Source organism: Pseudomonas oryzihabitans (assembly GCF_001518815.1).
GTDB classification, from domain to species: domain Bacteria; phylum Pseudomonadota; class Gammaproteobacteria; order Pseudomonadales; family Pseudomonadaceae; genus Chryseomonas; species Chryseomonas oryzihabitans_E.
Genome location: NZ_CP013987.1, coordinates 2,519,335 through 2,542,504, shown reverse-complemented (window position 1 = coordinate 2,542,504; position 23,170 = coordinate 2,519,335). Strand labels below are relative to the sequence as shown.

22 protein-coding genes, 3 pseudogenes and 2 riboswitches are annotated in these 23,170 nt (G+C 65.0%); of the genes and pseudogenes, 14 read left to right on the top strand and 11 right to left on the bottom strand.

Annotated features, from left to right (window positions below; all coding sequences use genetic code 11):
- Positions 1-195: 195 nt before the first annotated feature.
- The 3 genes from APT59_RS11790 (at position 196) to APT59_RS11780 (ending at position 2,898) form a co-directional block, all read left to right on the top strand.
- Complete coding sequence (locus APT59_RS11790; RefSeq protein WP_059315014.1) at positions 196-1,641, top strand: NCS1 family nucleobase:cation symporter-1; 1,446 nt, start codon at positions 196-198, stop codon at positions 1,639-1,641.
- Positions 1,642-1,736: 95 nt separating this feature from the next.
- Positions 1,737-2,213, top strand: coding sequence for a DUF1289 domain-containing protein (locus tag APT59_RS11785; RefSeq protein WP_059315013.1), 477 nt, complete (start codon positions 1,737-1,739; stop codon positions 2,211-2,213).
- A gap of 73 nt (positions 2,214-2,286) precedes the next feature.
- Positions 2,287-2,898 carry a tRNA-(ms[2]io[6]A)-hydroxylase gene (locus APT59_RS11780; protein WP_167348584.1) on the top strand — a complete coding sequence of 204 codons (612 nt, stop codon included), beginning with the start codon at positions 2,287-2,289 and terminating at the stop codon, positions 2,896-2,898.
- Positions 2,899-2,904: 6 nt separating this feature from the next.
- On the opposite strand, the gene APT59_RS11775 is transcribed toward APT59_RS11780, so the two are convergent.
- Positions 2,905-3,597, bottom strand: a complete 693-nt coding sequence (locus APT59_RS11775; protein ID WP_059315011.1) for an endonuclease — start codon at positions 3,595-3,597, stop codon at positions 2,905-2,907.
- A gap of 138 nt (positions 3,598-3,735) precedes the next feature.
- On the opposite strand from APT59_RS11775, the pseudogene earP reads away from it, so the two are divergent.
- The 3 genes and pseudogenes from earP to APT59_RS11765 form a co-directional block, all read left to right on the top strand.
- A pseudogene (gene earP, locus APT59_RS22560) lies at positions 3,736-4,863 on the top strand (elongation factor P maturation arginine rhamnosyltransferase EarP); the annotation flags it as partial.
- A gap of 48 nt (positions 4,864-4,911) precedes the next feature.
- Positions 4,912-5,478: an elongation factor P gene (gene efp, locus APT59_RS22555; protein ID WP_167348583.1), complete on the top strand. Its 567-nt coding sequence runs from the start codon at positions 4,912-4,914 to the stop codon at positions 5,476-5,478.
- Positions 5,479-5,599: 121 nt separating this feature from the next.
- Positions 5,600-6,340 (top strand): sulfite exporter TauE/SafE family protein, encoded by a 741-nt coding sequence (locus APT59_RS11765; RefSeq protein WP_059316885.1) that lies wholly within the window; start codon positions 5,600-5,602, stop codon positions 6,338-6,340.
- On the opposite strand, the pseudogene APT59_RS11760 reads toward APT59_RS11765, so the two are convergent.
- Positions 6,341-7,192, bottom strand: a pseudogene (locus APT59_RS11760) (LysR substrate-binding domain-containing protein).
- A 100-nt stretch (positions 7,193-7,292) separates the two neighbouring features.
- Here APT59_RS11760 and APT59_RS11755 point away from each other — a divergent pair.
- Positions 7,293-7,544 carry a DUF1127 domain-containing protein gene (locus APT59_RS11755; RefSeq protein ID WP_059315010.1) on the top strand — a complete coding sequence of 84 codons (252 nt, stop codon included), beginning with the start codon at positions 7,293-7,295 and terminating at the stop codon, positions 7,542-7,544.
- 33 nt (positions 7,545-7,577) lie between these two features.
- Complete coding sequence (locus tag APT59_RS11750) at positions 7,578-8,777, top strand: winged helix-turn-helix domain-containing protein (RefSeq protein WP_059315009.1); 1,200 nt, start codon at positions 7,578-7,580, stop codon at positions 8,775-8,777.
- Between the two features lie 34 nt (positions 8,778-8,811).
- On the opposite strand, the pseudogene APT59_RS11745 reads toward APT59_RS11750, so the two are convergent.
- A pseudogene (locus tag APT59_RS11745) lies at positions 8,812-10,157 on the bottom strand (class II 3-deoxy-7-phosphoheptulonate synthase).
- Between the two features lie 113 nt (positions 10,158-10,270).
- On the opposite strand from APT59_RS11745, the gene APT59_RS11740 reads away from it, so the two are divergent.
- Positions 10,271-11,020 carry a spermidine synthase gene (locus APT59_RS11740; protein ID WP_059315008.1) on the top strand — a complete coding sequence of 250 codons (750 nt, stop codon included), beginning with the start codon at positions 10,271-10,273 and terminating at the stop codon, positions 11,018-11,020.
- Between the two features lie 281 nt (positions 11,021-11,301).
- A complete protein-coding gene (locus APT59_RS11735) occupies positions 11,302-13,008 on the top strand; it encodes a DEAD/DEAH box helicase (RefSeq protein ID WP_059315007.1) in 1,707 nt (568 codons plus the stop codon).
- 67 nt (positions 13,009-13,075) lie between these two features.
- Here the strand turns inward: APT59_RS11735 and APT59_RS11730 are convergent, their stop codons facing one another.
- Positions 13,076-14,458: an adenylate/guanylate cyclase domain-containing protein gene (locus APT59_RS11730; protein ID WP_059315006.1), complete on the bottom strand. Its 1,383-nt coding sequence runs from the start codon at positions 14,456-14,458 to the stop codon at positions 13,076-13,078.
- A 200-nt stretch (positions 14,459-14,658) separates the two neighbouring features.
- Between APT59_RS11730 and APT59_RS11725 the strand changes: the two genes are divergently transcribed.
- Positions 14,659-15,225 carry a nitroreductase family protein gene (locus APT59_RS11725; protein WP_059315005.1) on the top strand — a complete coding sequence of 189 codons (567 nt, stop codon included), beginning with the start codon at positions 14,659-14,661 and terminating at the stop codon, positions 15,223-15,225.
- Here the strand turns inward: APT59_RS11725 and APT59_RS11720 are convergent.
- The 4 genes from APT59_RS11720 to APT59_RS11705 form a co-directional block, all read right to left on the bottom strand.
- Positions 15,200-16,573: a sensor histidine kinase gene (locus APT59_RS11720; RefSeq protein WP_059315004.1), complete on the bottom strand. Its 1,374-nt coding sequence runs from the start codon at positions 16,571-16,573 to the stop codon at positions 15,200-15,202. The two genes, APT59_RS11725 and APT59_RS11720, sit on opposite strands and share 26 nt — an antisense overlap.
- A 241-nt stretch (positions 16,574-16,814) precedes the next feature.
- Positions 16,815-17,249, bottom strand: coding sequence for a Spy/CpxP family protein refolding chaperone (locus APT59_RS11715; RefSeq protein ID WP_059315003.1), 435 nt, complete (start codon positions 17,247-17,249; stop codon positions 16,815-16,817).
- Between the two features lie 114 nt (positions 17,250-17,363).
- Positions 17,364-18,041 carry a response regulator transcription factor gene (locus tag APT59_RS11710; RefSeq protein ID WP_059315002.1) on the bottom strand — a complete coding sequence of 226 codons (678 nt, stop codon included), beginning with the start codon at positions 18,039-18,041 and terminating at the stop codon, positions 17,364-17,366.
- A gap of 4 nt (positions 18,042-18,045) precedes the next feature.
- The gene (locus APT59_RS11705) at positions 18,046-18,630 is read right to left on the bottom strand and encodes a septation protein A (RefSeq protein ID WP_059315001.1); all 585 of its coding nucleotides are present in this window, start codon (positions 18,628-18,630) and stop codon (positions 18,046-18,048) included.
- A 61-nt stretch (positions 18,631-18,691) separates the two neighbouring features.
- On the opposite strand from APT59_RS11705, the gene APT59_RS11700 reads away from it, so the two are divergent.
- From APT59_RS11700 to APT59_RS11690, 3 genes are all read left to right on the top strand, one after another.
- Complete coding sequence (locus tag APT59_RS11700; protein ID WP_059315000.1) at positions 18,692-19,564, top strand: PHP domain-containing protein; 873 nt, start codon at positions 18,692-18,694, stop codon at positions 19,562-19,564.
- The gene (locus tag APT59_RS11695) at positions 19,561-20,190 is read left to right on the top strand and encodes an L-threonylcarbamoyladenylate synthase (protein WP_059314999.1); all 630 of its coding nucleotides are present in this window, start codon (positions 19,561-19,563) and stop codon (positions 20,188-20,190) included. The genes APT59_RS11700 and APT59_RS11695 overlap by 4 nt, the downstream gene beginning before the upstream one ends.
- A gap of 110 nt (positions 20,191-20,300) precedes the next feature.
- On the top strand, positions 20,301-21,029 hold the full coding sequence (locus tag APT59_RS11690; RefSeq protein WP_167348582.1) for a segregation and condensation protein A: 729 nt from the start codon (positions 20,301-20,303) through the stop codon (positions 21,027-21,029).
- On the opposite strand, the gene APT59_RS11685 is transcribed toward APT59_RS11690, so the two are convergent.
- The 3 genes from APT59_RS11685 to APT59_RS11675 are packed head-to-tail and all read right to left on the bottom strand — an operon-like array spanning position 21,020 to position 22,266.
- Positions 21,020-21,394, bottom strand: coding sequence for a cobalamin biosynthesis protein (locus APT59_RS11685; protein WP_059314997.1), 375 nt, complete (start codon positions 21,392-21,394; stop codon positions 21,020-21,022). The genes APT59_RS11690 and APT59_RS11685 overlap by 10 nt on opposite strands.
- On the bottom strand, positions 21,391-22,068 hold the full coding sequence (locus tag APT59_RS11680) for a CbtA family protein (RefSeq protein ID WP_059314996.1): 678 nt from the start codon (positions 22,066-22,068) through the stop codon (positions 21,391-21,393). The genes APT59_RS11685 and APT59_RS11680 overlap by 4 nt, the downstream gene beginning before the upstream one ends.
- Positions 22,069-22,080: 12 nt before the next feature.
- The gene (locus APT59_RS11675; protein WP_059314995.1) at positions 22,081-22,266 is read right to left on the bottom strand and encodes a CbtB domain-containing protein; all 186 of its coding nucleotides are present in this window, start codon (positions 22,264-22,266) and stop codon (positions 22,081-22,083) included.
- Between the two features lie 86 nt (positions 22,267-22,352).
- Positions 22,353-22,690, bottom strand: a riboswitch (cobalamin riboswitch).
- 58 nt (positions 22,691-22,748) lie between these two features.
- A riboswitch (cobalamin riboswitch) is annotated at positions 22,749-23,089 on the top strand.
- Positions 23,090-23,170 lie beyond the last annotated feature (81 nt).

The window sequence follows — 23,170 nt, the reverse complement described above, 5'->3', positions numbered from 1 at the left end:
CCAAACGCCCCAAGGAAGTGCGTTTCAGGTAGCACTCTAAGACCCGTGGCAAAGCGCTTCATTCAGAAAATCTGTTGTAGAGCCAGGAAGTTAACGCCTTTCCCAAGTAACTGGCACGGTCTCTGCCTGGCGAATTGTATACAAGATCAGATAGGCCCCGTATGCAGGTGCCTGTCACCACGGAGGAGGCGATCCATGACCCAGCAGCGTCCCGCGGGCTATAGCCCACGTCTGTATAACGAAGATCTCGGGCCGGTCGAGCAGAAGTGGATCTGGTACAACATCTTCGCCTTCTGGATGAGTGACGTACACAGCGTCGGTGGCTACGTCTTCGCCGCCAGCCTGTTCGCCTTGGGCCTGGCCAGTTGGCAGGTGTTGATCGCCTTGCTGGTGGGCATCTGCATCATTCAGGTGATCGCCAATCTCGTCGCCCGGCCCAGTCAGCAAGCCGCCGTACCCTATCCGGTGATCTGCCGCCTGGCCTTCGGCGTCTTTGGCGCGAACATCCCGGCAGTGATCCGGGGCCTGATCGCAGTGGCCTGGTACGGCATCCAGACCTATCTCGCCTCCAGCGCGCTGATCATCGTGGTGCTCAGATTCTTTCCGGCCCTGGCCGCCTTTGGCGACACCAGCTTTCTGGGGCTGTCCTATCTCGGCTGGATGGGCTTCCTCACCCTTTGGGTGCTGCAGGCCTGCGTCTTCTGGGCGGGCATGGACTCCATCCGTCGTTTCATCGACTGGGCCGGTCCCGCGGTCTATGCGGTGATGTTCCTGCTCGCCGCCTGGATCGTCTGGCGCGCCGGCTGGAGCAACATCAGCTTCACCCTGGCGGAAAAGCAACTCACCGGCTGGGCCGCGTTCTGGCAGGTGATCATGGCTATCGCCCTGGTGGTGTCCTACTTCTCCGGTCCCACCCTCAACTTCGGGGACTTCAGTCGTTATTGCCGTTCCATGCAGGACGTGCGTCGCGGTAACTTTTGGGGCCTGCCGATCAACTTCCTGGCCTTTTCGCTGGTCACCGTGGTGATCGTCTCCGGCACCTTGCCGGTGTTCGGCGAGATGATCCACGATCCCATCGCCACCGTGGCCCGTATCGACAACACCACCGCCGTGCTGCTGGGTGCCTTCACCTTCATCACCGCTACCATCGGCATCAACATCGTCGCCAACTTCGTCTCACCCGCCTTCGACTTCGCCAATATGGCGCCCAGCAAGATCAGCTGGCGCGCCGGTGGCATGATCGCCGCGGTGGCCTCGATCTTCATCACGCCCTGGAATCTGTTCAACAATCCCGAGGTGATCCATTACACCCTGGACGTGCTGGCCTCCTGCATCGGCCCGCTGTTCGGCATCCTGCTGGTGGACTACTACCTGCTGCGCAAAGGACGGATCGAGGTCGCTGCCCTGTTCGACGACACCCCCGAGGGTGCCTACTGGTACAGCGGTGGCGTCAATTGGGTCGCAGTGCAGGCACTGGTGGCTGCCGCGCTGATCGGGCTGTGCTTCACCTTCGTGCCCTGGTTCAAGCCGATCGCCAATTTCGCCTGGTTTACCGGCTGCTTCCTCGGCGGGCTGTTCTTCTATGCCTTGAGTCGGCGCAGCGCCAATCCGCTGTCGGTCCGGGGCGCGGCGGCAGTGTGATCGACCCGCTGATCCTGCACGACCGGCACGGGTACCCGCGCCGGTCATCGGCGTTTCCGGCTAGACTAGGCGTTTTGCTCCAAGGCTTGCCGTCCATGCCCGCTCCTGTCATCAAGACGCCCTGCGTCGGCCTGTGCTCGACGATGTTCGGCGACCACGTCTGCCGTGGTTGCAAGAGATTCCACCACGAGGTGGTGAACTGGAATCTCTACAACGAGGACGAGCGCCGCGCCGTCTGGGCGCGTCTCGAACTGCTGCTGGTGCAGGTGGTGTCGGCCAAGGTCGATGTCTTCGATCCGGCCTTGCTGCGTCAGCAGCTGCAGCAGCGCAGCATCCGCTTCCGGCCGGACCAGTCGGAATATTGCTGGGCCTATCAGCTGCTGGCTCGCGGTGCGCGGCATATCCAGCAGCTGGATGCCTATGGTGTGCGCCTGCTGCCGGAATTTCGCGAGCGGCCACTGGCCGATCTGCGTGACGCCATCGACCGGGAATTTTTCCTGCTCTCCGAAGCCCACTACGACCGTTACATCGCCCCGCGCTTCCTGCTCGAAGGCGTGGACAGTCGCGTCTGAGCGCTGGCAGGCGAGCGGCGCTGCCCAGGCGCGCGCCTTTCTCTATAATGCGCGGCTTTTGCACGGGATTACGCTGATGTCCTTGCCCGAGATGAACGAATTCCTCGGTTGCCGTACGCCGGATGCCTGGGTCGAAGCCGCGCTGCAGGATCTGCCGACGCTGCTGCAGGACCATGCCAACAACGAGAAGAAGGCCGCCGGCGCCGCCTTCCACTATCTGTTCACCTATTCCAATCGCGCCGAACTGTCCTGGAAGATGTCGCGCATCGCCCGCGAGGAGCTGCGCCACTTCGAGCAGGTGCTGCAGATCATGAAGCGCCGTGGCATCAAGCACCGCAATGTCAGCTCGGCGCGTTACGCCGGCGCCCTACGCAAGCTCTGTCGCAATCACGAGCCCCTGAAGCTGACCGACAGCCTGGTGATCGGGGCCTTCATCGAGTGTCGCTCCTGTGAGCGCTTCGGCGCCGTGGCGCCCCACCTGGACGAGGAGCTGGGCAAGTTCTACAGCGGCCTGCTGGCCTCCGAGGCGCGGCATTTTCAGGACTATCTCAAGCTCGCCTACCTCTATGGCGAGCGGGACGACGTCGATGCCAAGATCGCCGAGGTCCGCGCGCTGGAAGTGGAGCTGATCAGCTCCAGCGACCGCGAGATGAGATTCCACAGCGGTATTCCAAGCGCTGCCTGAGTCGCGCTACTTGCAGGCCTTGGTCTGACCGACGTAGGGATTGCCGTGGCCCATGATGCAGGCCAGGCGCTGATTGCGCTGGCGCTCCCAGGCCTCGGGCGGGTACTGCTTGGTCCAGGCGCTGTAGAGCTGGCGGTCCTGCTTGGACAGGCGCAGGCCGTAGCGGTCGCTCATGTAGAAGTAGGTACGGGCGACCATGCCGCGGATCTCCGGGCGCGGCATGGCGGTCTTGGCCTTGAAGTCCACCACCATCTGGCAGGCGCCGTACTGGGTCGCCTTTTGCGGCAGCCAGCCAAAGGCGAAATTGCTGCGGTCGCCATTGACCTCGCCCACCACCGGCACCAGGTTGAAGAGGTCGGCCTCGGCCTTCTGGTACACCGGGTCCTTGGCCGTGCAGTTCTTGCGACCGCCTTTCTGCCAGCACTGGCGCTGGTGGCCAATCACCCAGGCGGGGACGATGTGTTCCCATTCGATGCGGCTGGCGCGCTGGGCGCTCTTGCGCGGGATGTAGCCACAGCTCTTGAGATCCACGGTCTTGCCGCTGTAGTGGCAACCGCAGTAGAAGTCCACGCCCTGCTTGGCATAGACCTTGGCTGCGACCACCTTGGCTTCGCTGAAGGTACGGGGCGGTTGAGGCGTCGCCAGGGCGCTCAGGGACGCCAGGGTCAAACAGAACAGCAGGGCAGAGCGCAACGACATGGAGAATCCGTCCGAAAAAGCGCGGATACTACCGACCCGCACAGGGTCGCGATGTGACTGGGTTCACTGGAAGCCGTCCCGCATCGCACCGCTGGTGAAGCGGAACCCGATTCGATATCAACGACTTAGAGGTAAGGCATGGCAGCCTGGGACATCTTCTGCACGGTGGTGGACAACTATGGCGACGCAGGCATCACTTGGCGCCTGGCCCATCAGTTGGTGGCCGAACACGACCAGCAGGTCCGCCTCTGGATCGACGACCTCTATCCCCTGGCGCGCATCCAGCCCGGCGTGGACAGAGCCGCCGAACAGCAATGGCACCGGGGGGTGGAAGTCCGGTTATGGCGTCCCGACTGGGCCGACGCCGAATCCGGTGACGTGGTGGTGGAAGCCTTCGCCTGTCAGTTGCCGGAAGGTTTCGTCACGGCCATGGCGCGCCGCAACGAGCGCCCGCTATGGCTCAATCTGGAGTACCTGAGCGCCGAGGAGTGGATCGAAGGCTGCCACGGCTTGCCTTCGCTGCAGCCCACCGGACTCAACAAGTATTTCTTCTTTCCCGGCTTCACTCCCAAGGTGGGCGGGCTGTTGCGTGAGCGCGGACTGCTCGGCGAGCGCGACGGCTTCGTCGCCGATCCTGCGGCCGCGGCGGCCTATCTCGCCGGCCTGGGCGTCCAGCGTCAAGCGGGCGAGCGGCTGTTCTCGCTGTTCGCCTACGAGAATCCCGCACTGATCGACTGGCTCGATGCCCTCAGCGCGGCAACCCAGCCCACCTGTCTGCTGGTGCCCGAGGGCCGGGTACTGGCCAACGTCGCCGCCTGGCTGGGGGTCGACTGGCTCAAGGCCGGTGATAGCCATCACCGGGGCGCGTTACGGGTGCAGGTACTGCCCTTCGTTTCCCAGCAGGCCTACGACCGACTGCTCTGGTGTTGCGATTTCAACGCCATTCGCGGTGAGGACTCCTTCGTTCGTGCGCAGTGGGCCGCGCACCCCTTCGTCTGGCACATCTATCCGCAGGAGGAGGACGCGCACTTCGTCAAACTGGAGGCCTTTCTCGGGCGCTATACCGAGGCCGCCTCGCCTGAACTGGCAGCGGCGGTCACCGCCTTCTGGCTGGCCTGGAACGGCCGCGGTGACCTGGCCGCAGCCTGGTCAGCCCTGGAGGCGCAAGGGGCGGCGTGGCGTCTGCTGGCGCGTGATTGGAGCGATCGGATGGCTTCTCACAGCGATCTTGCTGCCAGCCTGGTGCATTTCCACTCAGATTGGCTATCATATGGCGCCTCGAAATCCCGTTCTTCCATCCATACGGATAACCGCATGAAAACCGCACAAGAGTTCCGTGCCGGCCAAGTGGCCATGATCGACAACGCTCCCTGGGTCATCCAGAAAGCTGACTACAACAAGTCCGGCCGTAACGCTGCAGTGGTCAAGATGAAGCTGAAGAGCCTGCTCTCCGGCAGCGCGACCGAGACCGTCTTCCGTGCCGACGACAAGCTCGAGCCGGTCATCCTGGATCGCAAGGAAGTGACCTATTCCTACTTCGCCGATCCCCTGTACGTCTTCGTCGACGCCGACTACAACCAGTACGAAGTCGAGAAGGACGACCTGGGCGAAGCCCTGGCCTTCATCGAAGACGGCATGACCGACGTCTGTGAAGCTGTGTTCTACAACGATCGCGTCATCTCCATCGAGCTGCCGACCACCATCGTGCGCCAGATCGCCTACACCGAGCCGGCCGTTCGCGGCGATACCTCGGGCAAGGTCATGAAGACCGCTCGCCTGAACAACGGCTACGAGCTGAAGGTATCCGAGTTCTGCGATATCGGTGATCACATCGAGATCGACACCCGTACCAACGAGTACAAGTCGCGCGCCAAGGTCTAAACCAGGCGTCTCGATAAAAAGCCCGGCTCGCCGGGCTTTTTGCTGTCTGGGCGCCGGTGTCGTAGCGCCCGGCTGACCTCTCCGTACCCATTCATCCCTGGATAGTGCTGCTGTGGAATTGCTGCCTGAGCTTTTGATCGATGTCGTCCTCGGCGCGGTGCTGGGCGTGGTGGGTGGCCTGTTCGGCATCGGCGGTGGGTTGATCGCCATTCCGGTGCTGGCCCTGCTGTTCGGCCTCGACCAGCAACTGGCCCAGGGCACCGCCCTGGTGATGGTGGTGCCCAACGTGCTGCTGTCGGTCTACAAGTACAACCAGCGCAATCGTATCGACTGGCGTCGCGCCGCCTTGCTGGCGGGCGCGGGCATGGTCTCGGCACTGGTAGGCACCGTGCTGGCGGTATCCCTGGACGCCCGCTCGATGCGTCACGGCTTCGTGGGCTTCCTGCTGCTGCTGGTCCTCTACAACCTCTGGCAGCTCTATCGCCGCGGTCAGCCGCCCTTGACCGCGCCCAGCCGGCTGGGCCTCGGCGTGCTGGGGTTGGTGGCTGGTCTGGTCGGTGGCCTGTTCGGCGTGGGCGGCGCGGTCATCGCCACCCCGATCCTGGCCGGCGTCATGGGCATGACCCAGGTCGCGGCCCAGGGCATGTCCCTGGCCATGGCGCTGCCCACCACGGGTGTCACCCTGGCCAGCTACGCCTGGCACGGCGAGGTGGATTGGCACGTGGGCATCCCGCTGGCGGTGGGTGGGCTGCTCAGTGTGAGCTGGGGCGTGCGCCTGGCCCACCAGCTTCCCGAGCGGCTGCTACGCCTGCTGTTCTGCGGTTTCCTGCTGCTGTGTGCGGTGCTGCTGGCGCTGCGCTGACTATTGCCGAAAGCCTTCGGCGATGTGCTCGGCGAGGGTGTCGATGATCGGCGAGGCGCTGCGGGGATTGCGCAGCAGTTCGATGGAGCAGGCGGGCAGGTCCGGCATGCCATCGGCTTCGCTCAGCCGCCGCAGCTCATTGGGCAGCAGGCTTTCCAGTTGCGCGGTGACCGCCAGGCCCGCCTTGACGATGCCCAGCAGCGCCGCCAGGCTCGGGCTGCTGTAGGCCAGGCGATAGCCGCGTTCACGAGTGTCCAGCGCACGCCGGGCCCATTCGCTGAGAAAGCACGAGGTATTGAACATGGCCAGGGGCAGCGGGTCACGCTGATGGACATCGAAGCCGGGCGCCTCGGCCCAGATGAAGCGCTCCCGGCGCAGCGGCAGCCCGATCTCGTTGCCAGGCTCGCGGGTAACGATGGTCAGATCCAGGTCCTGGCGCTGCAGTAGGCCGGCGCTGGGCTCGCAGTGCACGTCCACCTGCACCAGCGGGTAGGCCTTGGCGAAGCCTGCGAGAATCCCTGGGATGAACCTCATGACATAGTCGTCCGGCGTGCCGATGCGCACCGTACCCACCATGTGCGGCGCACGCAGGGTCGTCATGACTTCGCCGTGCAACTTGAGGATTCGCCGGGCATAGCCCAGCAGAATCTGGCCTTCCGCCGTCAGCCGTACCTAGCGCCCATCTCGCTCGAACAGCCGGCGCTGCAGCAGGTCGTCTTCCAGCTTGCGCATCTGCATGCTCACTGCGGACTGCGTACGGTTGACCACTTCGGCCGCACGGGTGAAGCCGCCCTGATCGGCAATAGCGACAAAGGTACGCAGCAGATCGGTCTCTATGCTCGGATAATTCATGGCATCAACCAGATGAATGGGTTACATCAGAAGGATTCGTTGGATTGATGTTATCCGGGCTTTCAGACCTGAGCCATACCCTTGGAAAAGGAGATTCACCATGGCTCAGCTCGCTCACCACAGTCATTCGTCCACTCGCGTCCGTGAGTTTCCGGACGTCAGGTTTCGTTTGCGTCGGATCCTGGTCTGGCTGCAGCGGGCAGTGCAGGTCTCCCGTCAGCGCCGGGCCCTCTATCGGCTGGATGAAGGCGCACTGCACGACCTGGGTCTGAGCCGCGCTGATGCCTGGCAGGAGGCCGACAAGCCGTTCTGGCAGCAGCCTGCAGAGGAGGGCGACCGCCAATCCTGCTAGGGTGGAGGATCACCTCTTTAAGCAGGAGCTCGGATGGATAGCCTTTCCCTGCGCGAGGCCCGGCGCCTGGCCTTGCGTGCCCAGGGTTTCGGTAGCCAACCCAAGGGCGGCGCCGGCCTGGCCGCCCTGTACCGCCAGGGTGCACGCCTCAACGTGCTGCAGATCGACTCGGTCAATGCCCTGGTCCGCTCGCACTATCTGCCGCTGTTCAGTCGCCTGGGACGCTATGACCTTGCCGACTTCGACGCCCTGGCCTGGGGCTCGGGCAGGGCGCGACAGCTCTATGAATGCTGGGCCCATGAAGCCTCCCTGGTGCCTGCGGAGGTCTGGGCCGAATTGCGCTGGCGCCGTGAGCTGGCCCGTCAGGGCATCGGCATCTATCGGCAGCTGGCGCGTTTCGCGGCCGAGCAGCCGCAGCTGGTGGCCCAGACCCTGGAGGCGGTGGTGCAGCGCGGCGCCCTGGGCGCCGGCAGCCTGGCGAAGCGGGTCGATCAGGCCGGTCCCTGGTGGGATTGGAGCCCGGGCAAGCTGGCGCTGGAGTGGCTGTTTGCCGCCGGCGAGGTCACGGTGGCTGGGCGGCGGGGCTTCGAGCGGCTCTATGACCTGCCGGAGCGGGTCCTGCCGGCGGCGACCCTTGCCGCGCCTGCGCCGACACCGGAGGCGGCGCGCCGGGCACTGCTGCTGCGCAGCGCCAGAGCCCTGGGCGTAGCGACCGAGGTCCAGCTGCGTGACTATTTTCGATTAAGTCCGGCCGAGGCCCGTCAGGGCATCGCCGAATTGCAGGAGGAGGGCGGCTTGCGGCCTATTCAGGTACAGGGCTGGGCGAAGCTCGCCTATGTCGCGAACACTCCAAGCCCCGGGCGGCCGGTAAGCGCCGCGGCGCTGCTGTCGCCCTTCGACTCCCTGGTCTGGGAGCGTGAACGTACCGAGCAGTTATTTGGTTTCCGCTATCGACTGGAGATCTATACACCTGCGCCCAAGCGGGTCTATGGCTACTACGTGTTGCCCTTTCTCTATCACGAACGCCTGGCGGCGCGAGTGGATCTACGGGCTGAGCGAGCGGCCTCACGGCTGGCGGTGCATGCCGTGCACCTGGAGCCGGCGGGGCTGGATGACGAGGGCTGCGATGCCTTGGCAGGACAGTTGCGTGCGCTGGCGGACTGGCTGGGCCTGGCGGAGGTAGCGCTGCATGGTCCGGCCAGCCTGCTGCAGGAGGCACTGGCGCGGCACTAGGAGGTCGCCGCGCAGGCGACCTCCCGACCTCGACTCAGCGGCGAATGCCCTTGAGGGTCTCGGCGATCATGAAGGCCAGTTCCAGGGACTGGTCGGCGTTCAGGCGCGGGTCGCAGTGGGTATGATAGCGATCGGAAAGGGCGTCCTCGGTAACCGGACGGGCGCCACCGATGCACTCGGTGACGTTCTGGCCGGTCATCTCGATATGGATGCCGCCGGCATAGGTGCCCTCGGCCTTGTGTACCCGAAGAATTCCTTGACCTCGCCCAGCACGCTGGCGAAATCCCGGGTCTTGTAACCGCTGGACGCCTTGATGGTGTTGCCGTGCATGGGGTCGGAACTCCACAGCACCTGGCGGCCCTCGCGCTCCACGGTCTGGATCAGGCGCGGCAGGTGATCGCCGACCTTGCCCACGCCCATGCGCACGATCAGGTTGAGACGACCCGGATCGTTCTCGGGGTTGAGGGTGTCGATCAGCCGGATCAGGTCTTCGCTGGTGGTGGAGGGACCGACCTTGACGCCAATGGGGTTGTTCACGCCGCGCAGGAATTCGACGTGGGCACCGTCAGGCTGGCGGGTGCGGTCGCCGATCCAGAGCATGTGCGCGGAGCAGTCATACCAGTCGCCGGTCAGGCTGTCGCGGCGGACGAAGGCTTCCTCGTAGTTGAGCAGCAGCGCCTCGTGGGCAGTGAAGAAATTGGTTTCTTTGACCTGGGGCGCGGTGTCCAGGCCACAGGCGCGCATGAACGCGAGGGTCTCGTCGATGCGATCCGCCAACTGGTGGTAGCGGTCGGCCAGGGCCGAATTGGCGATGAAGTCCAGGTTCCAGCGATGCACCTGGTGCAGGTCGGCGAAACCGCCCTGGGCGAAGGCGCGCAACAGGTTGAGGGTCGCGGTGGACTGGTTGTAGGCCTGGATCAGGCGCTGCGGATCCGGGATACGGCTGCCTTCGGTGAAGTCGATGCCATTAACGATATCGCCACGGTAGGCGGGCAGGGAGATGCCATCCTGGACCTCATCGTTCGAAGAACGCGGCTTGGCGAACTGCCCGGCCATGCGGCCAACCTTGACCACCGGGCAACCGGCAGCGAAGGTCATGACCACGGCCATCTGCAGCAGCACCTTGAAGGTGTCGCGAATCTTGCCGGCGGAGAATTCGAAGAAGCTTTCCGCGCAATCACCACCCTGCAACAGGAAGGCCCGGCCCTGGGTGACCTCGGCGAATTGCCGGCGTAGTTCGCGGGCTTCGCCGGCAAACACTAGCGGCGGATAGCCGGCGAGGGTGCGCTCGACGTCGGCGAGGCGGGCGTGATCGGGGTATTCGGGCTGCTGCTGGATGGGCAGGCCTCTCCAGCTGGTGGGGCTCCAGGGCGCGGACATGGCTCTCTCTGCGGTGGTTCGATGAAGCCTTTCATACTAACCGATGAAGGGTGTAACGCTCGATAGACAGTGCCCATCGCAGCTACCATGGGCGCCTATAGAGGAGGGCGGTGATGGCCGAGACGGAAGTGTTGCTGGAAGAGGTCGTCGATGACCATGGCCGGATCCGGGTGGTGGAGGTGGGGCCCTATCGCTTCCTGGAGTTCGGCGAGGAGGTGGAGCAGAGCTGCGTCTTCACCGCGGACCCCGCCTGGCTGGAATACGACTACAACCGCGCCATGCTGCTCGGCGCGCTCTGCCACCCGCAGCCGCGACGGGCGCTGTTTCTCGGGCTGGGCGCCGGCACCCTGACCCAGGCCTGCCTCAAGTGGCTGCCCCTGGAGGCGGTGGAAGCCCTGGAGCTGCGCCCTGCGGTGCCACGCCTGGCGCGCCAGCATCTGGGCCTCGACGAGGACCCGCGCCTGGCCATCCGCATCGGCGATGCCCTGGACCTGCTCGACAGCGCGGCGCCTGCCGATCTGATCTTTGTCGATCTCTATACCGATGTCGGTCCGTCCAGTGCCCATCTGGCCTGGCGCTTCCTGGAAAACTGCCAGGCCAAGCTCAATCCCGGCGGCTGGCTGATGATCAACCAGTGGAGCGCCACCGACGGCAAGCCCCTGGGCGCCGCGCTGCTGCGCGGGCTGTTCCGCCATCATTACTGGGAGTGCCCGGTGGTGGAAGGCAATGTCATCCTGCTGGTGCCGGCCAGTCTGGAACAGGAGCTGGACCAGCCCGAGACGCGGCGGCGCGCAAGGGAGTTGACCCCGCAGATAGGCTTCGATGTGGAGTCCTACCTGGACAACTTGCGTGCGGCAACCTGACCATCAAGATAGACCAAGGTTCTCTGGAGAAATGTCCAGGGTTCGGGTATTATTCGCCCCGGTCTTTTTGACCTTCCGTTCAGGAACTGCATTCTCCCGGTCCGCCACCATGGCCACGCCGGTCGTGCGTTCGCCCGACGGCGAACAATCCTAGACGCTTCACCCCCTTTCATCCGCTATTTCGCAAAAAGCTCACACCTTGGCTGCCTGGGCGACTTCGGTCATTCGGATAAGCGCAGCTCTTGGCTTTGGGGTCTTTGCGAAGCACACGAGGCAAGACAATGACCCAGGACATCAGCAATTTCGCTGCGCTCAATCTCAATCCCGCCATCCTCGCCGCCATCAAGGCCGTCGGCTACGAAGAGCCGTCGCCCATCCAGTCGCAGTCCATTCCGGTGATCCTCGCCGGCCACGACATGATCGGCCAGGCGCAGACCGGTACGGGTAAGACCGCAGCCTTTGCTCTGCCGCTGCTCTCGCAGCTCGACCCGTCCCGTCGTGAACCCCAGATTCTGGTGCTGGTTCCTACCCGTGAACTGGCCCTGCAGGTCGCTACCGCCTGCGAAACCTATTCCACCGAGATGCCCGGCGTGAAGGTCGTGGCCCTCTACGGCGGCGCGCCCATGGGGCCGCAGTTGAAGTCCCTGCGCATGGGTGCCCAGGTACTCGTCGCTACCCCCGGCCGCCTGTGCGACCACCTGCGCCGTGACGACAACCTGCTGGCCACCGTTCAGCGTCTGGTGCTCGACGAGGCCGACGAGATGCTCAAGCTGGGCTTCATGGACGACCTCGAATTCATCTTCGAGGCCATGCCGGAAACCCGCCAGACCGTACTGTTCTCGGCGACCCTGCCGCCGTCGATCCGTGCCATCGCCGAGCGTCACCTCAAGGAGCCGCAACACGTCCGCATCGCGGCCAAGACCCAGACCGTCGCCCGCATCGAGCAGGCGCACCTGATGGTCCATGCCGACCAGAAGCCGGCCTCGGTGCTGCGCCTGCTGGAAGTGGAAAACTTCGACGCCCTGATCGCCTTCGTGCGGACCAAGCAGGCGACCCTGGATCTGGCTGAACTGCTGGAACGCCAGGGCTATCGCGTCAGCGCCCTGAACGGTGACATGCCCCAGGCCCAGCGCGAGAAGACCATCGAATCCCTCAAGGACGGTTCGCTGGACATCGTGGTCGCCACCGACGTCGCGGCCCGTGGCCTGGACGTGGCGCGCATCACCCACGTGCTGAACGTGGACATGCCCTACGATCCCGAATCCTACGTGCACCGTATCGGCCGTACCGGTCGTGCCGGGCGTGAAGGCCGCGCGCTGCTGCTGGTCACCCCGCGCGAGCGTCGCATGCTGCAGGTCATCGAGCGCGTGACCGGTCAGCGGGTTGGCGAGATCCGTCTGCCCGACGCCGAAGCCGTGCTGGAAGCTCGTATCTCCCGTCTGGCCGATGGCGTGGGTTCGCTGCTGGCCGATGCCGACGCCACCCACGGCGCGCTGCGTCAGGAGCTGTGCGAGCGTCTGCAGTGTGATCCTTCCACCCTGGCGGCGGCGCTGCTGGCCAAGCTGACCAGCGGCCGTGCCCTGGACCTGGAGTCGGTGCGCCGTGAGCAGCCGCTGACCCCCGGCGCCGGCCGTGGCGAGCGTCCCCGTGGCGAGCGCAGCGAGCGTGGCGAACGCCCTGATCGTGGCGGCGAGCGCGGCGAGCGTCCCGATCGTGGTGAGCGTCGTCCGATGCAGCCCCTGCCGGAAGGCCGCGTCCGCTGCCGCACCGCCCTGGGCGCGCGCGATGGCGTTGCTGCCAAGAACCTGCTGGGTGCCATCATCAACGAAGGCGGCATGGATCGCGAGGCCATCGGCCGCATCCAGATCCGTGACTCCTTCAGCCTGGTGGAGCTGCCCGAGGAAAACCTGGAGCGTCTGCTGACCAAGCTCAAGGACACCCGCGTGGCGGGCAAGGCCCTGCGCCTGCGTCGTTATCGCGAGGATTGATCCCCGCGGTCACATGAAAAAGCCCCGGATATCCGGGGCTTTTTTCTGCCTGCAGGAAAGCGGTCGGCTAGAAGATCACCTTGTCCTTGAGCTTCTCCGCCGCCAGCTGCAGCGCCTGGATGACCCGCTCCTTGTCGTAGTTCTGGATGTTGTTGGTATCCAGGTACATGGAGAAGCCCGGCAGCTCGTGCTCGACATAGCTGGGCGAGGCGCCCAGGTCGCGCCGGAAGTCGACCACCTGGTAGATCTGTACCGGCTTGCTGAAGCCCTTGACGGTGATCCAGCTCTTGTCACGGCACATGATGGTGTCCTTGATCAGCGAGTAGGTCTCGTGGCTGATCAGGATCTCGCCGGCGTCCGCAGCGTTTTCCAGGCGGCTGGCCAGGTTCACTTCGCGACCGATGATGGTGTAGTCCATGCGCGTGCTGGAGCCGAAGTTGCCGACCGTGCAGTAACCGGTGTTCAGGCCCATGCGGATTTCCAGGGGCTTGTTGATGCCCTGGCTGCGCCACTGCTGGCGCAGCACCTTCATGTGCTTGCGCATGGCGATGGCCATGGAGACCGCGGCCACGGCGTCCTTCTTGGCGCCCTGGCTGTTGGCGTCGCCAAAGAACACCATGACGCAGTCGCCAACGAACTTGTCGATGGTCCCGCCGTATTTCACGGCGATCTTCGACATTTCGTTGAGGTAGTTGTTGAGCATGTCGGTGAGGGCTTCGGCCTCGAGTTCTTCGGACAGCTCGGTGAAGCCCTTGATGTCGGAGAAGAACACCGTGATTTTCTTGCGCTGGGTACCCAGGGCGATGTGCTGCTTGCCGGTGAAAATGGACTCCCACACCTGAGGGGAGAGGTATTTCGCCAGGTTGTGCGCGAGGATCGCGGACTTCTCCTGCTCGCGCTTGAGGTCGTCGTTGATCTGTATGAGGCGCTTGCGCTGCCGATGCAGGAAGTAACCGGTCCCCCAGAGGTGCAGCATGGTGCCCACCACGCTGGTGACGGCCACCAGTAGCGGACTGGTGAGGTCGACGCCCTGGAAGAAGGTGGCACTGCCCAGCGCCGCGGCACTGGTGGCGAATAGCAGGCAGAGACCGAGCAGGCGCGGACCGCCTCGCAACATGCTGGTGTAGCCCAGCATGAACAGCAGCATCAGGGTGGGCATCAGCGGGAAGCGCAACACCACCGCGGCCATGCCGACATGGATGGCATCGATGGCGGCCAGCAGGATATCGGTCTGGGCGCCACGATCGCGCCTGAGCTTCAGGCTCAGGGTCTGGGCCACATGGGGATAGAGCAGGGCATAGGGGATCAGCCACAGGCCCACGGCATCGGCTTGGGTGTAGTAACCCGCGGTGACGCTGGCGGCGGCGATCAGATAGGCGAATACCCGAGCGTAGTAGACGCCCAGGCTGTCACCGGATGCAGCGAGGAACCGGTTGAGCGCAAACTTCATCTGTCGGGTCCGTTTCGAGAAAGGCGAGAGGTCGGGATAACTCCGTTCGCGACGATGAAAGCGGCCGGGTTTTCTAGCTGTCGCGATCTTAGCTGACCGCCTGGGTGGCGGCCAAGAATGTCAGCAATTCCGCTGCTGTGACATCGAAAATCACCAGTCGTCCCTGGGGTACACTGCGGCATCTTTACAGGAGAGACGCTATGGATGCCCTCGCAGCCCTTTGCAACCGCGCCTCGGTCGGTCGCCTGACCGAACCGGGCCCCACCCCCGAGCAACTCGAGACACTGCTGCGCGCCGCGGACCGTGCCCCGGACCACAAGCTGCTGCGCCCCTGGCGGCTGATTCTGGTGTCTGGCGAGGATCGAGCCGCCCTCGGTGAGCTCTATGCCGAAGCCCTGCGTCGCCGCGAGCCCGAGGCGGATGCTGCCGCCCTGGACAAGGCCCGACGCATGCCGCTGCGGGCACCCCTGGTGATCGCCGTCGTCGCCGCGCCCCAGGAGCACCCCAAGGTGCCCCTGCAGGAGCAGATCATCACCGCTGGCTGCGTCGCCCACGGTCTGGTCAATGCGGCCTTCGCCCTGGGCCTGGGCGCGGTTTGGCGCTCCGGTGAATTCAGCTACGACGCCTGGGTGCTGCAGGGCCTGGGGCTGACCGATAACGAGCAGTTGGTGGGCTACATCTACCTGGGCACGCCGGAGGTGGCGCCGCGAGTTCCGGCGGCGCGCGATCTGAGCGCCCAGGTCAGCCATTGGCCAGGACCGGCCTGAGTGGCAAGGTGACGGTAGCGAGAAAGCCGCCGTCCGGGTGGTTGCTCAGGTGCAGCTCGCCACCATGGCGCTCAACGGCACGCCGGGCGATGGCCAGGCCCAGGCCGTAGCCAGTGGCCTGCTGCTGGTCCGAGCGAAAGAAGGGCTCGCCCAGGCGCGGTAGGTCCTCGGCCCTGACGCCGGGGCCGTGGTCGCGCACCTGGATGCGCACTTCCCCCTCCGCCACTGCCGCGGAGATGACGATGGGCCGTGTTGGCGGATTGAACCGCAGGGCATTGCGCAGCAGATTGTCCAAGGCGCGTTCCAGCACATCGGGCCAACCGTCCAGGCGCAGGGCGAGGGGAACGTCCAGTTCGATCCGCTGCTGAGGCGCGCTGAGCTGGGCATCCTCGACCAGGCCTTCGAGCAGCGGGTGCAGTTCCAGCTGCTCGGGTGGGCCCGGATCCGCTTCCTGGCGGGCGAGGGCGAGAATCTCGCCGATCAGGGTTTCCAGGCGATCGCATTCCAGGGTGAGGCGCGGCCACATGTTGCCCAGGTCGTGGGGATCGGAGCGTTCGGCCAGTGCCAGGGCGATGCGCAGGCGTGCCAGGGGTGAACGCAATTCGTGGGACACATCGCGCAGCAGCTGGCGCTGGCTGTCGATCAGGCGCTGCAGGTGGGCGCCCATCCGATTGAAGTCTCCGGCCAGCACGCCCAGTTCGTCCTTGCGGCGCGCAAGACGCGCCAGGGTGTCCTGCTGATAGGCGGTCTGGCCGAGATCGTGCACCGCGCGCCGCAGGTGATTGAGCGGCCGGGTCAGGCTCAGGGTCAGCAGCAGGCTGAAGAGGGTCAACACCACGGTGGCGATGGCCAGCATGCCGACCGGCCAGAACAGACTCTGACGGCGCCAGGCGCCTAGCTCGGGCGTGGGCAGGTGATAGATGAACAGGTAGTTCTGGCCACTGGAACTGGTGTATTCGTCGGTCAGCCGTCGCCAGGGCAACGGACGGTTTGGATCGCGGGCGCCGGGGCCGGGGCGCTGCTGACGCTGCGGCTGGTCAAGATCCTGGTCGAAGATGCGCGGTGGCAGGGTGCCGCGCACCAGGGGCGAGCCGTTCTCGCCCAGCACCAGCACATCGATGCCGTAGCGGCCTTTGCGCTGTTCGAGCAATCCTTGGGCGGCGGCGGGGCCTTCGTTTTCATAGCGTTGCACCCACTGTTCGGGCAGGTCGCGCAAGCCGGGATGCTGCGCGAGGATCCAGGAGTCCTGATCGGCCAGGTGGCCGAGCAGCATGGTCAGGCCCACCGCGGACAGGATGGCCAGCCAGAAGGTGGCGAAGATGCGCCAGAAGAGAGAGCGAAAAACCATGCGGTCGCCTTGAAGCCTGCTTTTATCCTGTTGCGGGTCGGCCAGACTGCGTCGGAAAGGCCTGGGTCGTCAGCCCGGTCGGAGTGCTCACTTGCCAGTGGTAACCGTGAGCGCAGGTCCGATCCGCTTTTTCAGGTGTTTTCGCGGGGCCGCCTAGCCTTGTCTGACTCTAACGCGCGAGATTGGGGGCAGGCTCTTGGTTGGGCGCTGCGCCGAGGACCATCGGCGCAGCGGGTGGGAATTACGAGGACTTGTGGTCCTGCTTCCACTGCTGGAACTCGGCCCACTCCTTGGCGCGATCCTCCCGCTTCTTTTCCATTTCGTCGAAGCGCTTCTGCTGATCGGGCTTGAGGAGGGCGCGAATGGACTGACGAGTCTTGTCGCGGTTGCCATCCAGCTGATCATGCAGGGCCTTGCGCTGATCCTCGGGCAGCTTGTCGAGATAGCTTTTGACGATCTCGCGCTGCTGCTGACGCTCTTCGCCCATCAGCTTACCGACCTGCTCGCGTTGCTCGGCGGTGAGCTTGAGGTCGCGCAGAGGGCCGTCGCCACGGGGGCCGCCATCCATCAGCTTGCCGTGGGGCGGCGGGGTGATGTCAGGGCCGTCCTGGGTGGCGGCCAGGGTCAGGGTCGGCAGCAGGGCGGCGAACAGCACGGCGGGCATGAGCTTGCGCATCGGGGAAATCTCCTTGGGATGACCGGTGCAATACCGGATGGGCCCAGTCTAGGAGCAGGGGGAGTCAGTGGCGGTCAGCGGGCGTAAAGAGGGGGTAAAGGCGACGTGGCGGTGCTAGACGCTGTAGTAGTAGCCGCGACCGCGCAGCGCCAGGATGCGTGGACGGCCATCGGCGTGGCTACCGAGCTTGCGCCGCAGATTGCTGACGTGCATGTCCAGGCTGCGATCATAGAGTGTCAGCTTGCGACCGAGTGCCACCTGGGCCAGGGCCTGCTTCTCCAGGGGTTCTCCGGGCTGGCGTAGCAGGGCTTCGAGGATGCGACTCTCGGTGAGGGTGAGGGTGATCTCGGTTTCGCCGATGTTGGCCACGCCCCGTGCCAGGCTCAGCGACAGGTCGCCCAGTTGCAGGCGTGCTGCCGGCTGGGCCGGATGGCTGCGCCTGAGGATGGCCCTCAGGCGCGCGGTGAGTTCGCGCGGATCGCAGGGTTTGGCCAGGTAGTCGTCGGCGCCCAGCTCCAGGCCGAGGATCCGGTCCAGCGGCTCGCCCCGTCCCGAGAGCATCAGCACCGGCAGTTGCGGATGATCGCTACGCAGCTGCTTGAGCAGCTCCAGGCCACTGCCGTCGGGCAGCATCACGTCCAGCACCACGACGTCCGGCGTCGCGTCGCGCAACTGGATGCGCGCGTCGCTGCCGGCGTGGCAGGCGGTGACCTCGAAGCCTTCCTGTTTCAGCCAGGCGCCGAGCAGCTCGCACAGCTCCTGATCATCGTCGATCAGCAGAATCTGACTCATGGAATCAATCTCGCGGTTCATCCATCGGTTGCAGATGGCGCGCCAGATAGAGGCCCTGACCGAGCATGAATACCAGGGTCATCGCCAGGCTGCCGAAGACCTTGAAGTCGACCCAGAAGCTTTCGTAGGTGAAGGCCACATAGAGATTCGCGCAGCCGCAGACGATGAAAAAGATGATCCAGGCGATGTTCAGGCGCGTCCAGATCGGCGCGGGCAAGCGCACCGCGTGGCCCAGCATGCGCTGGATCAGCGGTTTGTCGCCGATGAACTGACTGCCGAGGAAGGCCAGGGCGAACAGCCAGTTCACCACCGGCGCCTTCCACTTGAGAAAGGTCTCGCTGTGGAACGCCAGGGTCATGCCGCCAAATACCAGGCAGGCGATCAGCGTCAGCCACTGGCTCTTCTCCAGCCGGCGCTGGGTCGCGTAGATCACGCCGTAGACCACCAGAGAGGCAATGATCAACACCGCGGTGGCACTGAAGATGCCGCCCAGGGTGAAGGCGTGCCCGGCGAATTCCACCGGACGCGGATCGAGCTTGTAGACCAGGAAGAACAGCAGGAGGGGAATGAAGTCGATGAATTGTTTCATTAACGCAGCCGATAGCAGTGCATCGCGGCATAATACCCGATGAAGCCGAAGGAGAAAGCCCATGCGTATCGACCTGCACTGTCATACCACTGCGTCGGACGGCGCCTTCGCGCCCGCCGAGGTCGTCAGACGGGCCCATGAGCGCGGGGTACAGCTGCTGGCCATCACCGATCATGACACCCTGGACGGTTACGCCGAAGCGCTGGAGGCGGCGGATGGCCTGGGTCTTCGCCTGCTCTCCGGGATCGAGATGTCCTGTACCTGGGGCGGGGCGACCTTGCATGTGCTGGGCTACAACTTCGATCCCGAGGCCCCAGCGCTGAACGCCGCCCTGGAAGCCTTGCACGAAGGACGCTGGGAGCGTGCCCGGGAAATCGACCGGCGGCTGGCGGCCAAGGGCATGCCCGGCACTCTGGAAGGCGCTCGGGCGGTGCAGTTGGCGCTGGGTGATAGTCGCAACGCGCCGGCGCGACCGCACTTCGCCGAATACCTGGTACAGGCCGGTCTTGTCCAAGACCGGGGCGATGCCTTTCGCAAGTGGCTGGGCGGCGGCAAGCTCGGTGACGTCAAGCAGCACTGGCCGACCCTGGCCGATACCCTGGCCACCCTGAAGGGCGCCAAGGCCTGGATCAGCCTGGCGCACCCCCTGGCGTATGGCTTCACGCGCACCAAGCTGCGGAAGCTGATCGGCGAATTCGTCACCGGTGGCGGCCATGCCATCGAGGTGGTCAACGGCATACAGCCGGCCGAGCAGGTCGGCACCCTGGCAATTCTGGCGCGGGAATTTGGTCTGATGGTGAGTGCGGGCAGCGATTTCCATGCGCCAGCCGATTGGTCGGACCTGGGCATGTACCGTCCGTTGCCCGAAGATCTGCCGCCCCTCTGGGCGCGCTTCAGTCAACCGCTGTACCCTCAGAATCGGGAACCCCAATGAGCCAGTTCATCGAGATTCATCCGCAGAATCCCCAGCCGCGGCTGATTCGTCAGGCCGTGGAAATCATCCAGTCCGGTGGTGTCATCGCCTATCCCACCGATTCGTCCTATGCGCTGGGCTGCCGAATCGGCGAGAAGAGCGCCGTGGAGCGGATTCGCCGCATCCGCCAGCTCGACGACAAGCACAACTTCACCCTGGTGTGTTGCGATCTCTCGGAGCTCGGCATCTATGCCAAGGTGGATACCAGCGCTTTCCGCCTGCTCAAGGCCTATACGCCCGGGCCCTATACCTTCATCCTCAACGCTACCCGCGAGGTGCCGCGGATGCTGCTGCATCCCAAGCGGCGCACCATTGGTGTTCGGGTGCCCCAGCATCCCATCACCCTGGCGCTGCTGGAAGCACTGGGCGAGCCGCTGATGAGCGTGAGCCTGATTCTTCCCGGGGATGAGGACGCCCTCGGCGATGCCTGGGAAATCCGCGAACGCCTCGACCACTTCGTCGACCTGGTGATCGAAGGCGGACCCGGTGGCTTGCAGCCGTCCACCGTCATCAGCCTGGCCGACGACGAGCCCGAGGTGATCCGTGTCGGTGCCGGTGATCCCACGCCCTTCATGATCGAAGCATGAGCGAGGCCCTGGATCCCCAGCTGCTCGAACCCGAGCAGCTACGCCTGGCGCTGGTGTATGGCGAGGCCTTCACCGAGCTGCCCCAGGACCTCTATATCCCGCCGGATGCGCTGGAGGTCTTTCTCGAAGCCTTCGAAGGGCCGCTGGACCTGCTGCTCTATCTGATCCGCAAGCAGAACATCGACATCCTCGACATCCCCGTCGCCGAGATCACCCGGCAGTACATGAGCTATGTCGAGTTGATGAAGGCGGTGCAGCTGGAACTGGCCGCCGAGTACCTGCTGATGGCGGCCATGCTGGCGGAGATCAAGTCGCGCATGCTGTTGCCCCGGGCCGAAGGCCTGGAAGCCGAGGATGAGGATCCGCGCGCCGAACTGATTCGCCGGCTGCAGGAGTACGAACGCTTCAAGAAGGCCGCCGAGGATCTCGACGACCTGCCGCGCGAGGGGCGTAACTTCGTGGTACCCACTTTGCCGGCGCCCGAGGCGCGTGCGCGCAAACTGTTGCCCGAGGTCGAACTGGGCGAGCTGCTGCTGGCCATGGGCGAGGTACTGCGCCGGGCGGATCTCTTCGAGAGCCATCAGGTGACTCGTGAGGTGCTATCTACCCGCGAGCGGATGAGCCAGGTGCTGGAGCGACTCAAGGACGGCGCCTTCGTGCCCTTCGTCGCCCTGTTCACCCAGGAAGAAGGCCGTCTCGGTGTGGTGGTGACCTTCATGGCCATCCTCGAACTGGTCAAGGAATCCCTGGTGGAGCTGGTCCAGCACGAAGCCTTCAGCCCCATCCATGTCCGCGCCCGGATCAGTGGCGCCGACGCCGAAGTGGCGCCTCAGGAATAGGCCAGGGCCGCCGTGGCGGCCGCGCTCTTGCGCTTGCTCACGCGCAATCGGGCACCTTCGCCAGCCGCCCTCAATGCCGCGGCCTCGGCAATGCTCGAGCTACCGGTGTGTTCCAGCGCGACAGCGCTGGGTGAAAGGACGCCGACCTGCTGAGCCAATTGCGCCGCCGTGAAACCGAGCAGTGGCAGGTGCCAGCGCTCGGCGAGGGCGCATAAGGCCCCTTCTTCCAGTCGACTTTCCACCGTGGCCAGGGCCGTCAGGGCGGTGATTTCGCACTCGGCTTCCTGCAACACCGACTGCGCCAGTTCGGCGAGTTCGTCCAGCGAGCAGCCCCGCCGGCAGCCCAGGCCCAGGACCCGTTTCATGGGTGTGACGCGCCCTGACGGCGAAACAGCCAACTGCAGGCCAGTCCCAGCAACAACCAGAATGGCAGATTGCTCGCCAGCACGGCGATCTGGAAGTGCCGCTGCAGCTCGTGCGGTGCCAGGCTGGAATGCTCGATGGGCTGGGGCGCACCTAGCACATGCGGCAATACCAGCAGACCCAGAGCGATGATCTTGTAGCCGGGATGGCGGGCGAAGACCAGCAGGGCGAGGGCGGACGCGGTGGCCCCAGCGGTGCCGATCCACCAGGTTTGCCTTAGGGTCAGGTCGGCTGCGGCGGTCCCTGGCAGTTCCGGTGGCAGGCCGAGGCTGGGCGCGAGGCAGAAGGTGGCATAGCCAGCCAGTCCCCACAGCAGGCCCTGGTAGGTTCGGTGCGGTGTGCGCAGATTGAACAGGCCCGCCAGGACCAGGCCGAAGCCCACAGCCACCACCAGGTTGCCGCCAAAGGTGGCCAGGGTGCGTGGCCAGCCGTCTTCCGGCGACCAGGCTTCTGCGCCGTGCTCATGATGCTCCGTCATGACCGGTGCCTCGACCTGTACCTCATAGGTTTCCGCCTGAAGGATGAGCGGGGTCAGCCAGAGGCTCTGCAGGACGCTCAGCAGAAGGGCGGCGAGCAGGCCGGCCACGCCGGCACTGAAGGCGATACGCTGAAACATGCCGATCTCCTCTTAGTGGCAGGGGAAGCCTTCGCTGTGGCGGGTGTCGTGGGCGCCGTTGTGCAGGGCCTCGACATGGGAAAAGCCGGCCAGGAACACCAGGCCCAGGCCAAACAGGCAGGCGAGCAGGGTGGCCGTCAGGCGTTGGGTGCGGGTACTGGTCTGGGGCAGGGCGGTGGTGGAGCGGGCAGCGGTCATGACGAGGCCTCGGAGTCGAAGCGGCAGGGACGCGCCTAGGCAGCGGGCCGGTAGGCAGCCGCCGTCCAGCACGACCGCCCACCGCGGGTTGCTTGAAGGCGACAGGCCGGTCTCCGGACTCACGAGGGTCTTGTGGGGGCGGGCTGGCTGCGCTCGGCCCGGCGTTGTCGAATCCTTCTCCGCAAGACTCATCTACACCCTGTAAATGACGCTTGCTACGAAGGTTTCGTCTTGCCGTGCGCGGGCTCGCTCAAGATCGCATTCCCGTACGACTACCAGGATCGCCTTCCCCAAGCTTGCCGGCCGGGTGGCATCGTGATCCTGCGCTCGTCTACCGTTGCGGGGGCAGTGCCGGACTTGGACCGGCTTCCCGTTTCACCGCGACCCATGGCGGAGTCGCGACACCTGAAGCAGGGTCGAGCAGACCACGCGGGTCGTCCGACGGTCAAGCCTGTTCGATTGACACCCCGGCGGGGCACTCGTAGCCTGTCGGGCTTCGAGGTGCTCTTGTCCGCAAGAGCTTGAAAGGGAACGCGGTGCGACACCGCGGCTGCCCCCGCAACTGTAAGCGGCATCTTCAGCCTCTCCACAGAGCCTGTTCATAATGTGCTGCGCGTCGGTCAACTGCGTTGAAGATGCTTTCGGAATGCTCATTTACCATTCGTAAACTCGAGCGCGAGTCCGATCCGCTTCCTTAAGTATCTTCGCCTTGCTCGACTCTAGCTCGCGAAATCATGAACAAGCTCTAAGGCCACTGCTCACGCGGGAAGGCCGGAGTCGGGCGCCGTGAGCCAGGAGACCTGCCTCGCTAGTTTTCCATACGCAACCGGGCGGGGTGATCCGGGCTGCCACCAGGGCCTCGCCAGCGTGCGAGCGTCCGGCATGCCTGCCCGCCTTTTCTCGC

Excerpts from the sequence above, each read along its gene's own strand:
- APT59_RS11755 (WP_059315010.1), top strand. The coding sequence starts at position 7,293 with ATGGCTCAGCTCGCTCACCACAGTCATTCGTCCACTCGCGTCCGTGAG.
- APT59_RS11685 (WP_059314997.1), bottom strand. The coding sequence starts at position 21,394 with ATGAAACGGGTCCTGGGCCTGGGCTGCCGGCGGGGCTGCTCGCTGGAC.
- APT59_RS11710 (WP_059315002.1), bottom strand. The coding sequence starts at position 18,041 with ATGAGTCAGATTCTGCTGATCGACGATGATCAGGAGCTGTGCGAGCTG.
- efp (WP_167348583.1), top strand. The coding sequence starts at position 4,912 with ATGAAAACCGCACAAGAGTTCCGTGCCGGCCAAGTGGCCATGATCGAC.
- APT59_RS11715 (WP_059315003.1), bottom strand. The coding sequence starts at position 17,249 with ATGCGCAAGCTCATGCCCGCCGTGCTGTTCGCCGCCCTGCTGCCGACC.
- APT59_RS11695 (WP_059314999.1), top strand. The coding sequence starts at position 19,561 with ATGAGCCAGTTCATCGAGATTCATCCGCAGAATCCCCAGCCGCGGCTG.
- APT59_RS11740 (WP_059315008.1), top strand. The coding sequence starts at position 10,271 with ATGGCCGAGACGGAAGTGTTGCTGGAAGAGGTCGTCGATGACCATGGC.
- APT59_RS11700 (WP_059315000.1), top strand. The coding sequence starts at position 18,692 with ATGCGTATCGACCTGCACTGTCATACCACTGCGTCGGACGGCGCCTTC.
- APT59_RS11705 (WP_059315001.1), bottom strand. The coding sequence starts at position 18,630 with ATGAAACAATTCATCGACTTCATTCCCCTCCTGCTGTTCTTCCTGGTC.
- APT59_RS11785 (WP_059315013.1), top strand. The coding sequence starts at position 1,737 with ATGCCCGCTCCTGTCATCAAGACGCCCTGCGTCGGCCTGTGCTCGACG.
- APT59_RS11680 (WP_059314996.1), bottom strand. The coding sequence starts at position 22,068 with ATGTTTCAGCGTATCGCCTTCAGTGCCGGCGTGGCCGGCCTGCTCGCC.
- APT59_RS11750 (WP_059315009.1), top strand. The coding sequence starts at position 7,578 with ATGGATAGCCTTTCCCTGCGCGAGGCCCGGCGCCTGGCCTTGCGTGCC.
- APT59_RS11725 (WP_059315005.1), top strand. The coding sequence starts at position 14,659 with ATGGATGCCCTCGCAGCCCTTTGCAACCGCGCCTCGGTCGGTCGCCTG.
- APT59_RS11775 (WP_059315011.1), bottom strand. The coding sequence starts at position 3,597 with ATGTCGTTGCGCTCTGCCCTGCTGTTCTGTTTGACCCTGGCGTCCCTG.
- APT59_RS11675 (WP_059314995.1), bottom strand. The coding sequence starts at position 22,266 with ATGACCGCTGCCCGCTCCACCACCGCCCTGCCCCAGACCAGTACCCGC.
- APT59_RS11730 (WP_059315006.1), bottom strand. The coding sequence starts at position 14,458 with ATGAAGTTTGCGCTCAACCGGTTCCTCGCTGCATCCGGTGACAGCCTG.
- APT59_RS11790 (WP_059315014.1), top strand. The coding sequence starts at position 196 with ATGACCCAGCAGCGTCCCGCGGGCTATAGCCCACGTCTGTATAACGAA.
- APT59_RS11735 (WP_059315007.1), top strand. The coding sequence starts at position 11,302 with ATGACCCAGGACATCAGCAATTTCGCTGCGCTCAATCTCAATCCCGCC.
- APT59_RS11720 (WP_059315004.1), bottom strand. The coding sequence starts at position 16,573 with ATGGTTTTTCGCTCTCTCTTCTGGCGCATCTTCGCCACCTTCTGGCTG.